Annotated in this window: 11 protein-coding genes, 2 tRNA genes, 1 riboswitch and 1 other annotated feature; of the genes, 12 read left to right on the forward strand and 1 reads right to left on the reverse strand. The window is 35.3% G+C overall.

Annotated elements, in window-relative coordinates; translation table 11 throughout:
• Window positions 1-55: 55 nt before the first annotated feature.
• Window positions 56-868, reverse strand: coding sequence for an NAD(P)H-hydrate dehydratase (locus AC1RRU_RS05635; protein ID WP_016930928.1), 813 nt, complete (start codon window positions 866-868; stop codon window positions 56-58).
• 371 nt (window positions 869-1,239) lie between these two features.
• Window positions 1,240-1,438 (forward strand) — a binding site (T-box leader).
• 84 nt (window positions 1,439-1,522) lie between these two features.
• On the opposite strand from AC1RRU_RS05635, the gene serS reads away from it, so the two are divergent.
• From serS to yycF, 12 genes are all read left to right on the forward strand, one after another.
• Window positions 1,523-2,809, forward strand: a complete 1,287-nt coding sequence (gene serS / locus AC1RRU_RS05640; protein ID WP_016930927.1) for a serine--tRNA ligase — start codon at window positions 1,523-1,525, stop codon at window positions 2,807-2,809.
• 449 nt (window positions 2,810-3,258) lie between these two features.
• Window positions 3,259-3,954, forward strand: coding sequence for an AzlC family ABC transporter permease (locus tag AC1RRU_RS05645; protein ID WP_033079926.1), 696 nt, complete (start codon window positions 3,259-3,261; stop codon window positions 3,952-3,954).
• A complete protein-coding gene (locus AC1RRU_RS05650; RefSeq protein WP_011274368.1) occupies window positions 3,951-4,280 on the forward strand; it encodes an AzlD domain-containing protein in 330 nt (109 codons plus the stop codon). The genes AC1RRU_RS05645 and AC1RRU_RS05650 overlap by 4 nt, the downstream gene beginning before the upstream one ends.
• A 124-nt stretch (window positions 4,281-4,404) precedes the next feature.
• A riboswitch (SAM riboswitch) is annotated at window positions 4,405-4,506 on the forward strand.
• A 71-nt stretch (window positions 4,507-4,577) separates the two neighbouring features.
• A complete protein-coding gene (gene metX, locus AC1RRU_RS05655; protein ID WP_016930924.1) occupies window positions 4,578-5,546 on the forward strand; it encodes a homoserine O-acetyltransferase MetX in 969 nt (322 codons plus the stop codon).
• 123 nt (window positions 5,547-5,669) lie between these two features.
• Window positions 5,670-6,596 carry a YybS family protein gene (locus tag AC1RRU_RS05660; RefSeq protein ID WP_029376641.1) on the forward strand — a complete coding sequence of 309 codons (927 nt, stop codon included), beginning with the start codon at window positions 5,670-5,672 and terminating at the stop codon, window positions 6,594-6,596.
• A 27-nt stretch (window positions 6,597-6,623) separates the two neighbouring features.
• Window positions 6,624-8,591 carry a DHH family phosphoesterase gene (locus AC1RRU_RS05665; RefSeq protein ID WP_011274371.1) on the forward strand — a complete coding sequence of 656 codons (1,968 nt, stop codon included), beginning with the start codon at window positions 6,624-6,626 and terminating at the stop codon, window positions 8,589-8,591.
• Window positions 8,588-9,034, forward strand: a complete 447-nt coding sequence (gene rplI / locus AC1RRU_RS05670) for a 50S ribosomal protein L9 (protein WP_016930923.1) — start codon at window positions 8,588-8,590, stop codon at window positions 9,032-9,034. Before AC1RRU_RS05665 ends, rplI begins: the two co-directional genes overlap by 4 nt.
• 206 nt (window positions 9,035-9,240) lie before the next feature.
• On the forward strand, window positions 9,241-10,641 hold the full coding sequence (dnaB, locus tag AC1RRU_RS05675; protein WP_493196466.1) for a replicative DNA helicase: 1,401 nt from the start codon (window positions 9,241-9,243) through the stop codon (window positions 10,639-10,641).
• A 277-nt stretch (window positions 10,642-10,918) separates the two neighbouring features.
• Window positions 10,919-12,202 carry an adenylosuccinate synthase gene (locus AC1RRU_RS05680; protein ID WP_011274374.1) on the forward strand — a complete coding sequence of 428 codons (1,284 nt, stop codon included), beginning with the start codon at window positions 10,919-10,921 and terminating at the stop codon, window positions 12,200-12,202.
• A gap of 490 nt (window positions 12,203-12,692) precedes the next feature.
• Window positions 12,693-12,767: transfer RNA gene (locus AC1RRU_RS05685), tRNA-Glu, on the forward strand.
• Window positions 12,768-12,773: 6 nt separating this feature from the next.
• Window positions 12,774-12,846, forward strand: a tRNA-Asp gene (locus AC1RRU_RS05690).
• Between the two features lie 522 nt (window positions 12,847-13,368).
• Window positions 13,369-14,070: a response regulator YycF gene (yycF, locus tag AC1RRU_RS05695; RefSeq protein WP_011274375.1), complete on the forward strand. Its 702-nt coding sequence runs from the start codon at window positions 13,369-13,371 to the stop codon at window positions 14,068-14,070.
• Window positions 14,071-14,080: the final 10 nt, after the last annotated feature.

A 14,080-nucleotide genomic window follows, 5' to 3' on the forward strand; every position in this document is an offset into this window, starting at 1 on the left:
CCTTCAACAAACAAGACTTCCCTGATACCAGGGAAGTCTTGTTTTTATAGCTTATTTAGTTTTCTAATTCTTTCATAGCGTATGGAATTTCACTAATTAAACGTGAAGGTGGTACGACATACATAGATTCAGATAACTTTTCTCCAATAAAACTATGCGTATAAGTTGCGCTTGTTATCGCATCTCTAAAATCATCAAATTGTCCAACAAAGCTTGTAATCATACCAGCTAATGTATCTCCCATGCCACCAGTCGCCATTGCCGGTGTACCAATGGCAAGTCTATATTCTTTGTCTTTGAAGAATATTTCAGTACCGTGTTTTTTCAATACAACTGCAGCACCTAACTTATCTACAGCTTCTCTATTACGTTCATAAGTTTGTTCTTCAATAGGGATACCACTCAAACGTTCCCATTCCTTTTGATGTGGCGTGAAGATAACACGGCAAGTTGGGATATCAGGTTTTAATTTACTAAATATCGTTATAGCATCACCATCAACAATTAAGTTTTGATGTGGCTGAATATTTTGTAGTAAAAATGTAATTGCGTTATTACCTTTAAAATCGATACCTAAGCCTGGTCCAATCAAAATACTATCTGTGTTCTCAATCATTTTAGTTAACATTTTAGTGTCGTTAATATCGATAACCATTGCTTCTGGGCAACGAGAATGAAGTGCAGCATGATTTGTAGGATGTGTAGCTACTGTAATTAATCCACTTCCACTATAAACACACGCACGCGCAGCCAACATGATTGCGCCCCCTAAATTGGCACTCCCACCTATAAGTAAAATCTTTCCATAGTCACCTTTATGTGTCTCTTCTTTTCTTTTCGGAATATTAACTGTTGTTAATGTTTCCATGAATTAAACCCTCCCTTGAAGACGTTTCGAACGTATAATACTAAATTGTAAAAATGTGATTACTGTCAATTCTATATATAACTCAAATTTCAAGTGACGATGAGATGCGTAGCGAAAGCATCAACAACTAACTCGCCTGTTAAGTTTTAAATTTGAATGTTTGTTTATGACCTTTTTAAATACAATAGAAAATATTATACCTGTGGATGACTTTCGTCAACACTATTATGAAGATTATTTTGTAATGAATGATGGGAAGTGATTATGTTGGCTAATAGAGGGTGTTTACAACTAGCATGAATTAATATTATTTACCATTTACTTGCTAATTATAAAGGAGTTTGCTATATTAAAAATAACTTAATAAGTTATTGTTCGTGGGACAAGTAACATAGTCAATTAATTTCAGAGAGCTTGTGTTGAGTGTGAACAAGTAATTGATTGTTATGCGAATCTACCTACAATTGTGAACAACCGGTAATAACCGTTATTTTAAGGAAAGTGCAATTTGATACATATGTAGTGTTAAATTGTTAAATAGGGTGGCAACGCGTAGACCACGTCCCTTGTGAAGGGGATGTGGTCTTTTTTTATTGAAAATACGCATGTTATCCGAAATTAAATTTTTCAAAAATTGGGAAGGATGAATATTACATGTTAGACATTAGACTATTTAGAGAGCAAGCAGACACAGTTAAGAGCAAAATTGAACTACGTGGAGATGATCCTAAAGTAGTTGACGAAGTATTAGAATTAGATAACGAACGTCGTCAATTAATCGGTAAAACTGAAGAAATGAAAGCACGTCGTAACAAAGTAAGTGAAGAAATCGCTGAAAAGAAACGTAACAAAGAAAATGCAGACGACGTCATCAAAGAAATGCGTGAACTTGGTGACGAAATCAAAGAAAACGACGCTAAACTTAACGAAGTGGATAATAAAGTTAGAGATATCTTAATTCGTATCCCTAACCTAATTGCTGAAGATGTACCACAAGGGGATTCTGATGAAGAAAACGTTGAAGTTAAAAAATGGGGTACACCTCGTGAATTTGACTTTGAACCTAAAGCACACTGGGACTTAGTAGAAGAATTAAAAATGGCAGACTTTGAACGTGCTGCAAAAATTTCAGGTGCGCGTTTCGTATACTTAACTAAAGATGGTGCATTATTAGAACGTGCATTAATGAACTACATGCTTACTAAACATACAACGCAACACGGTTATACTGAAATGATGACACCTCAATTAGTTAACGCAGATACAATGTTTGGTACTGGTCAATTACCTAAATTTGAAGAAGATTTATTCAAAGTTGAAAAAGAAGGTTTATACACAATTCCAACTGCAGAAGTTCCATTAACTAACTTCTACAGAGATGAAATCATCCAACCAGGCGTATTACCAGAAAAATTCACTGCACAAACAGCTTGTTTCCGTAGTGAAGCAGGATCAGCTGGTAGAGATACAAGAGGTTTAATCCGTTTACACCAATTCGACAAAGTTGAAATGGTTCGTATCGAAAAACCTGAAGATTCTTGGGACGCTTTAGAAGATATGACACAAAATGCTGAAGCAATTCTTGAAGAATTAGGTTTACCATATCGTCGTGTTATCTTATGTACTGGCGACATCGGTTTCAGTGCTAGTAAAACATACGACTTAGAGGTATGGTTACCAAGTTATGACAACTATAAAGAAATTAGTTCTTGCTCAAACTGTACTGATTTCCAAGCGCGTCGTGCTAACATCCGCTTCAAACGTGATGCCGCTTCTAAACCAGAATTAGCACATACTTTAAATGGTAGTGGACTTGCTGTAGGTCGTACATTTGCAGCTATCGTTGAAAACTATCAAAATGCAGATGGTTCAATCACAATTCCAGAAGCATTAGTACCATTTATGGGTGGTAAAACTGAAATCCGTCCTGTTAATGGCTAATTCATGAATAAGTCATAAATCTAGGACAAAATGAATATGTTAGGGCTACATCGAAATTCGCAGTAGCCGACTAAACTGAGAAAATGCTCTTACCGAGCTTTTCTCAGTTTTTTTTTATCCTTACATATGAAATTCTAATATATTAAATTTAGTCCATATCCTCTTAGTATATTTCTAATAATTAATTGCATAAAATTCCACTTTTTCTTAATAAAGGGATGAAGTTAAAAGGGGTATTTTAGACTGCTTTCCAAGAGGTAAATCAACCGTTATAGTCAAAAAATAGACACATTTAAAATCCTTTCAAATCAATACTTCTAAGTAGTCTTTCAGTCTAACATCACACAACCCTGCGTCTAATGTTGTTGCCACTCTAGCATCCGTATATTAGACTAAAATTATTAGTATATTACTTTATAAAATTAAACAGAATAAAGGAGGTTACAAAGATGACATCACATGTGACATTTAAACAGGGCGTTAAAGAATGTATACCTACTTTATTAGGCTACGTTGGAATTGGACTATCATTTGGAATAGTGGCGGCTTCACAACACTTTAGTATTATCGAAATACTATTATTATGTTTGCTTGTGTATGCTGGTGCAGCACAATTTATTATATGTGCGCTTGTGGCTACTGGAACACCGATTTCTGCCATTGTCCTTACAACATTGATTGTCAATTCACGTTTCTTCCTACTTTCAATGACGTTGGCACCTAATTATAAAGATTATGGTATTTGGAATCGACTAGGCTTATCTTCAATTTTGACAGATGAAACCTTTGGCGTTGCAATCACGCCTCATTTAAAAGGGGAGAAGATAAACGATCGTTGGTTACATGGATTGAATCTAACTGCATATTCATTTTGGGCACTAGCAAGTATTGTTGGTGCGTTACTCGGTAAATACATATCTAATCCAGATATGTTAGGTCTCGATTTTGCGATTACCGCGATGTTTATCTTTTTAACAATGGCACAATTTGAATCAATCACTTCATCTAAACTTAAAATTTACATAGTACTTATCGTATTTGTCATCGTGATGATGCTCAGTTTAAGCTGGTTCATGCCGTCATACGTCGCAATTTTAATTGCATCTATGTTAGCAGCAACATTAGGGGTGGTGATGGATAAATGACAACATCTTGGCACATGTTTATATTAATCGTGTTGTGTGGACTTGTAACTTTAATTATTCGAGTAGTCCCATTCTTAATGATTTCACGTATTCAACTTTCAGAAACGGTAATTAAATGGTTATCGTTTATACCAATTACATTATTTACAGCACTTATCTTAGATGGCATTATCGAGCAACAAGAGGGCGTAGCAGGATATACACTCAATATCCCATTTGTTTTAGTAACAATTCCGACTGTTTTTGTTGCACTTTTTACACGAAGTCTTACGACAACAATATTAGTGGGTATTGTTCTTATAGCAGGTTTACGTTTCTTCTTTTAGAAAAGGTAGGACCTAACAACTAACAATTGAAGTTGGTTATACAATTAGATACAATAAAAGTCTAGAACATAAATGGTACATTGATACTATTTTATAAATACGCAGTAAATGAATAGAGATAAAAAACTTATTAAGAGAAGTGGAGGGACACGGCCCTGAGAAACTTCAGCAACCGGCGATGCATACGCACGGTGCTACTACCAACGAGATACTCGAATGATAAGTAATGGAGACAAATCGCCTCATACTTTAAGAATAGAGTATAGGCGATTTTTTTATTTAAAAGGAGGTAATCGCATGACCAATTACACAGTAGAAACATTAAATCTAGGACCCTTTACAACTGAATCAGGTGAAATGATTGATAATTTACAATTGCGTTATGAACATGTAGGCTATGCTGGTCAACCGCTTGTTGTAGTGTGTCACGCACTTACTGGTAATCATCTAACATATGGCACAGATGACGAGCCTGGTTGGTGGCGTGAAATTATAGACGGTGGTTATATGCCGATTTATGATTATCAATTTCTAACGTTTAATGTTATTGGTAGTCCCTTTGGTTCAAGTTCTCCTTTAACTAATCCAAATTTTCCAAAGCATTTAACTTTGAGAGATATTGTAAAAGCTATTGAACTGGGCATACACGCACTTGGTTTCAACAAGATTAATATTTTAATTGGTGGTAGCCTAGGTGGCATGCAAGTCATGGAGCTTCTATATAATCACCAATTCGAAGTGGATAAGGCGGTTATTCTAGCAGCAACTGATAAGACGTCATCATATAGTCGTGCTTTCAATGAAATTGCACGAGAAGCGATTCATATTGGTGGCAAAGAAGGTCTTAGTATTGCGCGACAATTAGGCTTTCTAACGTATCGTTCATCTAAAAGTTATGACCAACGCTTTTCACCAGATGAAGTGGTGAGTTATCAACGACATCAAGGTAATAAATTTAAAGAAACGTATGATTTGTCATGTTATTTAACAATGCTAAATGTATTAGATAGCCATAATGTTGATCGCGGACGTACTAATGTAGATGATGTTTATCAATCTCTGGATACTAAGGTCTTAACAATGGGCTTTACAGATGATTTATTATATCCAGATGATCAAGTGAGGGCAGTAGGGGAGCGATTTAAATATCATCGTCATTTCTTTGTTCCAGATAATGTAGGTCATGATGGCTTTTTATTAAATTTTAATGATTGGGCACCTAACTTGTATCATTTTCTTAAAGTAACGAAATTTAAGCGGAAATAGACGAAACGGGTAGGTCGCTATGGAAGTAAAAACACATTGTTATAGTCTTATGCTATACCTCAATCTTCACAATTTGTTTTAATTTTGCTTAGAGGTTAAAATAGAAGTTATAGTCAAAATAGTATAGGAGTGGCGAATTTGTTTTCAAAAGTACATCCTAAAGCAACAATTATAGGAACAATTGCACTTGTTATGGTTGCTTTAGTTACGTATGTATTACCAGTACTTGGATTAATTCTATGTTTATTCGCTACAATTCCAGGTATTATTTTATGGAATAAGTCTATTCCATCATTTGGAATTGGAGCTTTGATCACAGTAATTCTTACCACATTGTTGGGTAATACATTTGTATTAAGTGCCATGATTTTAGTTTTAATACTTAGCTTTATTATTGGCCAATTATTGAAAGAACGTGCCTCTAAAGAACGCATCTTATTTATAGCTACAACATATTTAAGTATATTTACTTTAGTCGCATTTATGTTATTACAAACGTTTAAAAAGATACCTAGCGCTACGACATTAATTAAGCCTTTTAAAGATACAATGCATAATGCTGTTGTAACATCAGGTGTTGAAGCAGATTATAAAACAATCTTAGAAGAAGGCTTTCGTCAAATGGCAGTTCAACTTCCAAGTTTTATTATCATTACGGTCTTTATTTTAGTCTTAATTAACTTAATTATTACATTTCCAATTCTTCGTAAATTTAAAGTAGCTACACCAATTTTTAAACCTTTATTTGCTTGGCAGCTTAACCGTTCATTACTGTGGGTATATATGGTTGTTTTACTTTGTGTAATGTTCGCTACTGAACCAAGTACTTTCCAAAGTATCGTGTTAAATTTCGAAGTTGTGTTATCATTACTGATGTATATCCAAGGATTAAGTGTAATTCATTTCTTTGGTAAAGCAAAACGTATACCAAACGCTGTAACGATATTGCTGATGGTTGTGGGGACAATTATTACACCAGCAACACATATCATTGCATTACTTGGCGTACTTGATTTAGGAATTAATTTAAAACGAATGATTAAAAAATGACTTTAAAAAGTGAATAGAGGTGGAATAATGAACCGTCAATCCACTAAGAAGGCTCTACTGATACCATTTATTTTAATGGTACTTACTTCGATTGCACTTGTAGTTGTATGGTTTATCTTTAAACCATTAGTCGCTACAATTGCAGCAGCTATTTTAGTCGTGATGATTATTATTAGCATCGTGTTAGTCAGACAAGCCTTATTGAAAATGGATAATTATGTGGATAACTTAAGTGGTCACATCTCGGCTGGAAGCAACAGAGCAATTAAACGATTACCTATTGGTATGGTCGTGCTTGATGCTGATGACCATATTGAATGGATTAACCAGTACATGTCTGAACACTTAGAAACGAATGTCATCTCAGAACCAGTCAATGAAGTTTTTCCGAATATTTTAAAGCAGCTTGAAAAGGTACAAGAAGTTGAAATCGAACATGGTCAATATCATTACCACGTTCGTCATTCAGAAGAAGAAAGTTGTTTATATTTCTTCGATATTACAGATGAAGTGCAAACTAATGAGCTATATGAAGAATCAAAGCCAATCATCGCAACGTTATTCTTAGATAACTACGATGAAATTACGCAAAATATGAACGACACGCAACGTTCTGAAATCAACTCAATGGTAACGCGAGTGATTAGTCGTTGGGCATCAGAATACAATATTTACTTTAAACGATATAATTCTGACCAGTTCGTAGCGTATTTAAATCAAAAAATATTAGCTGAAATCGAAGAATCTAACTTTGAAATCCTTAGCCAATTACGTGAAAAGAGTGTCGGTTACCGTGCTCAATTAACATTAAGTATCGGTGTCGGAGAAGGTACTGAGAACTTAATCGATCTTGGCGAATTATCACAATCTGGTCTAGATTTAGCATTAGGTCGTGGTGGTGACCAAGTAGCTATTAAGAATATGAACGGAAACGTGCGATTCTATGGCGGTAAGACTGACCCGATGGAAAAACGTACACGTGTAAGAGCGCGTGTTATTTCTCACGCATTAAAGGATATCTTAACTGAAGGCGATAAAGTTATCATTATGGGACATAAACGTCCTGACTTAGATGCTATAGGTGCGGCAATTGGGGTTTCAAGATTCGCATTAATGAATAATTTAGAAGCTTATGTTGTCTTAAACGAGGAAGATATTGATCCAACGTTACGCCGAGTGATGGATGAAATCGATAAGAAACCTGAGTTGAAGGAAAGATTTGTAACATCAGATGAAGCTTGGGATATGATGACATCCAAATCTACGATTGTCGTTGTGGATACGCATAAACCAGAAATGGTATTAGATGAGAACATTCTAAATAAAGCTAATCGTAAAGTCGTGATTGACCATCATAGACGAGGAGAAAGCTTTATTTCTAATCCATTATTAGTATATATGGAACCTTATGCAAGTTCGACTGCAGAACTTGTAACAGAGTTATTAGAATATCAACCAACTGAACAACGTTTAACACGTTTAGAATCTACTGTTATGTATGCAGGTATCATTGTGGATACACGTAATTTCACATTACGTACAGGTTCTAGAACGTTTGACGCGGCAAGCTATTTACGTGCCCATGGTGCAGATACGATATTAACGCAACACTTCTTAAAAGATGACGTCGATACGTATATCAATCGTTCAGAACTTATTCGAACAGTTGAAGTTCAAGATAATGGCATTGCAATTGCACATGGTTCTAACGAAAAAATTTATCATCCTGTTACAGTTGCACAAGCTGCGGATGAGTTGTTAAGTTTAGAAGGTATAGAAGCTTCTTATGTAGTAGCTAAACGTGAAGATAACTTAATCGGTATATCAGCACGTTCATTAGGCTCTATTAATGTTCAATTAACGATGGAAGCCTTAGGTGGCGGTGGTCACTTAACTAACGCTGCAACACAATTGAAAGGATTATCAATTGAAGAAGCGATTGAACAATTACAACAAGCAATTACAGAACAAATGAGTAGGAGTGAAGACGCATGAAAGTAATTTTCACACAAGATGTTAAAGGTAAAGGTAAAAAAGGCGAAATTAAAGATGTACCAGTAGGGTATGCAAATAACTTTTTAATTAAAAATAATTATGCTGTTGAAGCAACTCCAGGTAATTTGAAACAATTGGAACAACAAAATAAACGTGCTGAAGCAGATAGACAAAAAGAAATTGATGATGCTAAAGCGTTAAAAGCTAAATTAGAAGAAATCGAAGTTGAAGTGAGTGCTAAAACTGGTGAAGGAGGCAAATTGTTCGGTTCTGTAAGTACTAAGCAAATTGCTGAAGCACTTAAAACACAACATGATATTAAAATTGATAAACGTAAAATGGATTTACCTCAAGGTATCCATGCATTAGGTTATACAAATGTACCTGTTAAATTAGATAAAGAAGTTGAAGGTACGATCCGTGTTCACACTGTAGAGAAGTAAGAAGCGGATAGGCTCTAAAGCAGTTTTTTGATTTTAATCATTAGAACTACTTACTTAAGCGTATAAACACTTAGGTTAAGTAAAAATATGTATTTGAGTGTCATTTAACCATTCTATGTGAACGAATGACAAAATAATTTTAAACTTTAAACAATGTTGCACTAGGATTTATGAAAATTAAGATGGATTTAGAGGTGTAATGATTAATGGATAATATGTATGAGCAAAAGCAAATGCCACATAATAATGAAGCTGAACAATCTGTCTTAGGTGCAATTATTTTAGATCCACAATTGATTAATTCGACTCAGGAAGTGCTCCTTCCTGAGTCCTTTTATAGAGGTGCCCACCAACACATCTTCAGAGCGATGATGAACTTAAATGAAGATGGTGATGAAATTGATGTCGTAACGTTAATGGATCAATTAACGAAAGAAGGTACATTAAGCGAGGCTGGTGGTCCTCAATATTTAGCGGAACTCTCAAATAATGTACCAACGACACGTAATATTCAGTATTATACAAATATCGTCGCAAACCATGCATTAAAACGCAGATTAATTCAAACTGCGGATAGTATTGCCAACGATGGCTATGATAATGAACTTGAATTAGATGCGATATTAAGTGATGCCGAGCGACGTATTCTTGAATTATCCTCTAATCGTCAGAGTGATGGATTTAAGGATATTAGAGATGTATTAGGACAAGTTTATGAAACAGCTGAAGAGCTCGACCAAAATAGTGGTCAAACGCCAGGCATTCCTACGGGTTATCGTGATTTAGACCGAATGACAGCTGGATTTAATAGAAATGACTTAATTATCTTGGCTGCCCGTCCTTCAGTAGGTAAGACTGCCTTCGCTCTTAACATTGCTCAAAAGGTAGCGACACATGAAGGTAATTATACTGTCGGCATTTTCTCACTTGAGATGGGGGCAGACCAATTAGCAACACGTATGATTTGTAGTTCAGGGAACGTGGATTCCAATCGACTACGTACAGGTACGATGACAGAAGAAGACTGGAATCGATTTACAATAGCAGTCGGTAAATTATCACGTACCAAGATCTTCATTGATGATACACCTGGTATTCGAATTACAGACTTACGTTCTAAATGCCGTCGTTTAAAACAAGAACATGGTTTAGACATGATTGTGATTGACTATTTACAGTTAATTCAAGGTAGTGGTTCACGTGCTTCTGATAACAGACAACAAGAAGTATCTGAAATTTCACGTACTTTAAAAGCGATTGCTCGTGAATTAGAATGTCCAGTTATTGCACTAAGTCAGTTATCTCGTGGCGTGGAACAACGTCAAGATAAACGGCCAATGATGAGTGATATTCGTGAATCAGGTTCTATCGAGCAAGATGCGGATATCGTTGCTTTCTTATATCGTGATGATTATTATAATCGTGGCGAAGGTGAAGATGACGATGACGGTGGAAATTTCGAACCACAATCGAATGATGAAAATGGTGAAATTGAAATCATTATTGCTAAACAACGTAATGGTCCGACTGGTACTGTGAAGTTACACTTCATGAAACAATACAATAAATTTACAGACATTGATTATGTACATGCAGAAATGTCATAAAAATATTTTACCGTATATTAAATGATATAAATCGTTTAATATGCGGTTTTTGTTTTGTTTTGGTGATGGATTTCTAGCGTAAGTATGTGTAATGATTTTTAAATAAAAGAACTCAAATAGCTTTATTATCAATGATTTAACAGTTTTATTGAGTAAATTTACTTTTGAGTGTGGAAGTCATATGCACTAAAATTAATGTTCGATTTTTATTTGCATTATGGGGTTCGTATTGATAGAATACTTAATGGTTAATTGAGAAAACTTTGGAGGTGCTCACATGTCATCAATCGTAGTTGTTGGGACACAATGGGGAGACGAAGGTAAAGGTAAAATTACAGATTTCTTAGCGGAACAAGCAGATGTTATTGCACGTTTTTCAGGAGGTAATAACGCAGGTCATACGATTCAATTTGGTGGAGAAACTTATAAATTACATTTAGTGCCATCAGGTATTTTTTATAAAGATAAACTTGCAGTTATAGGTAACGGTGTAGTTGTAGATCCAGTTGCATTATTAAAAGAATTAGACGGTTTAAATGAACGTGGTGTATCTACTTCTAACTTACGTATTTCTAACCGTGCGCAAGTCATTCTTCCATATCACTTAGCACAAGATGAATATGAAGAACGTCGTCGTGGTGATAATAAAATCGGAACTACTAAGAAAGGTATCGGACCAGCTTATGTGGATAAAGCACAACGTATTGGTATCCGTATGGCTGACTTATTAGAAAAAGAAACATTTGAAAGACGTTTAAAAGAGAACATTGAAGTTAAAAATGCATACTTCAAAGGCATGTTTAATGAAACTTGCCCACGTTTCGATGAAATCTTTGATGAATACTATGCTGCAGGTCAACGTTTAAAAGAATTTGTTACAGATACTTCTAAAATCTTAGACGATGCATTTGTAGCTGAAGAAAAAGTTTTATTTGAAGGTGCACAAGGTGTCATGTTAGATATCGACCATGGTACATATCCTTTCGTAACTTCAAGTAACCCTGTTGCAGGTAATGTAACAGTTGGTACAGGTGTAGGCCCAACTTTCGTATCTAAAGTGATTGGTGTATGTAAAGCATATACATCTCGTGTAGGCGATGGTCCATTCCCTACAGAATTATTTGATGAAAATGGACATCATATTAGAGAAGTTGGTCGTGAATACGGTACAACAACAGGACGTCCACGTCGTGTAGGTTGGTTTGACTCAGTTGTATTACGTCACTCTCGTCGTGTTAGTGGTATTACAGACTTATCTATTAACTCTATCGACGTACTTACAGGTCTTGATACAGTGAAGATTTGTACTGCTTACGAATTAGATGGAGAAGAAATTACAGAATATCCTGCTAACTTAGATCAATTACGTCGTTGTAAACCAATCTTTGAAGAGTTACCAGGATGGGAAGAAGATATCACTGGTTGCCGTACATTAGAAGAATTACCAGATAACGCACGTAAATACTTAGAACGCATTTCTGAATTATGTAATGTACGTATTTCAATCTTCTCAGTAGGTCCAGACCGTGACCAAACAAACCTATTAGAACAATTGTGGTAAAAAAGGTGTGAAGAAAAGGTGCGTAAGTGAGCGGTTAGGTTGCGAGCAATTACTAGCTATGAGCGAAAATCGTTCTGTGATTTAAGCGATTAGCGTATAATTGTTGAGTAATCTGCTCACTGAAGCCCGTCTATCAAAAAGGTGCGTAAGTGAGCGGTTAGGTTTAGAGCAGAATCGAAAAGTGAGCAAAACTGTTTCTCAAGTTTTGTCGAGCTTTGAGTATTTCTGCAGAAATACCTGCTCACTGAAGCCCGTCTATCATTCCGGAAACATCATTTATTTGTAGGCATTGATTCGTTCAATGCCTATTTTTTTTTAGAAACATGAGTGTAAAAAGATCGATAAATATAGCATTTGTAACCTTAAAACCATTGTTATTACAATGTTTATCCAAAAAATTAAGGAAATATAAAAAAATATTAAAATTATGTAAAAAATGTCTTGTCTTCAAAATAAAGCCTGTGCTATAATCTATCTTGTGCTTAAGAACGGCTCCTTGGTCAAGCGGTTAAGACACCGCCCTTTCACGGCGGTAACACGGGTTCGAGTCCCGTAGGAGTCACCATTTTTAGGTCTCGTAGTGTAGCGGTTAACACGCCTGCCTGTCACGCAGGAGATCGCGGGTTCGATTCCCGTCGAGACCGTATTGCTTATCCAAAAGGATAGGCATTTTTTTATGCCTTCATTTTACTACTTATGGAAATCCACATTTTAAACTTTTTAGATCTCATTTTCAAAAAATCAAAAAATATACTAAAAGCTAAATATCGTAATACATTCTTTAGCATTACAAAAGTATGACGTCGCAACAGAATCTTAATATTATTCTTATGTTTAAAATAGAAAGCTTGCTACTAAACCATTGAGTCGTATCATCATTCTGTAATAATGGGTTAAATGGCCGTCACTACGACTTTTGTCCCGTATTCAAAGGGTTCAACTTATTTGTAATATTAAATTAGAGTGGTAAACTTTAAACGAATATTATTCTATAATTTTAAATATGAAAATAGAATTACATGAATATTAATGGTAAATTATATAGTAGATTAATATGCGCTATAAACTTATTAAAAACGCATCAAATCACAGTTTAATCTTTACTAATTCATTAAGAACGAATAATAAAATATAGAACTACAATTTGAGAAATGAGGTTTATAGATATGGCAAGAAAAGTTGTTGTTGTAGATGACGAAAAGCCAATTGCGGACATCTTAGAATTTAATTTGAAAAAAGAAGGATATGATGTTTACTGTGCCTATGATGGTAATGATGCAGTAGATTTAATCTACGAGGAAGAACCAGACATCGTATTATTAGACATCATGTTACCTGGTCGTGACGGTATGGAAGTGTGCCGTGAAGTACGTAAGAAATTCGAAATGCCGATTATTATGTTAACTGCGAAAGACTCTGAAATCGATAAGGTCTTAGGTCTTGAACTTGGTGCGGATGACTACGTTACGAAACCGTTCAGTACACGTGAATTAATCGCACGTGTGAAAGCGAACTTACGTCGCCATTATTCACAACCAGCTCAAGAAGTAAGTGGTACGACAAATGAAATTACAATTAAAGATATTGTCATTTATCCAGATGCTTACTCTATTAAAAAGCGTGGGGAAGATATTGAATTAACACACAGAGAATTTGAACTCTTCCACTACCTTTCTAAACATATGGGTCAAGTCATGACACGTGAACATTTACTACAAACAGTATGGGGTTATGATTACTTCGGTGACGTGCGTACAGTAGACGTAACAATTCGTCGTTTACGTGAGAAGATTGAAGATGATCCATCACATCCTGAATACATTGTGACACGTAGAGGCGTTGGATACTTCCTCCAACAACACGATTAGGGGCTTGCGA

The organism is Staphylococcus sp. GW821-FHT11H10 (assembly GCF_058807855.1).

Excerpts from the sequence above, each read along its gene's own strand:
- AC1RRU_RS05665 (WP_011274371.1), top strand. The coding sequence starts at position 6,624 with ATGAACCGTCAATCCACTAAGAAGGCTCTACTGATACCATTTATTTTA.
- AC1RRU_RS05680 (WP_011274374.1), top strand. The coding sequence starts at position 10,919 with ATGTCATCAATCGTAGTTGTTGGGACACAATGGGGAGACGAAGGTAAA.
- rplI (WP_016930923.1), top strand. The coding sequence starts at position 8,588 with ATGAAAGTAATTTTCACACAAGATGTTAAAGGTAAAGGTAAAAAAGGC.
- AC1RRU_RS05635 (WP_016930928.1), bottom strand. The coding sequence starts at position 868 with ATGGAAACATTAACAACAGTTAATATTCCGAAAAGAAAAGAAGAGACA.
- AC1RRU_RS05650 (WP_011274368.1), top strand. The coding sequence starts at position 3,951 with ATGACAACATCTTGGCACATGTTTATATTAATCGTGTTGTGTGGACTT.
- metX (WP_016930924.1), top strand. The coding sequence starts at position 4,578 with ATGACCAATTACACAGTAGAAACATTAAATCTAGGACCCTTTACAACT.
- serS (WP_016930927.1), top strand. The coding sequence starts at position 1,523 with ATGTTAGACATTAGACTATTTAGAGAGCAAGCAGACACAGTTAAGAGC.
- dnaB (WP_493196466.1), top strand. The coding sequence starts at position 9,241 with ATGGATAATATGTATGAGCAAAAGCAAATGCCACATAATAATGAAGCT.
- yycF (WP_011274375.1), top strand. The coding sequence starts at position 13,369 with ATGGCAAGAAAAGTTGTTGTTGTAGATGACGAAAAGCCAATTGCGGAC.
- AC1RRU_RS05645 (WP_033079926.1), top strand. The coding sequence starts at position 3,259 with ATGACATCACATGTGACATTTAAACAGGGCGTTAAAGAATGTATACCT.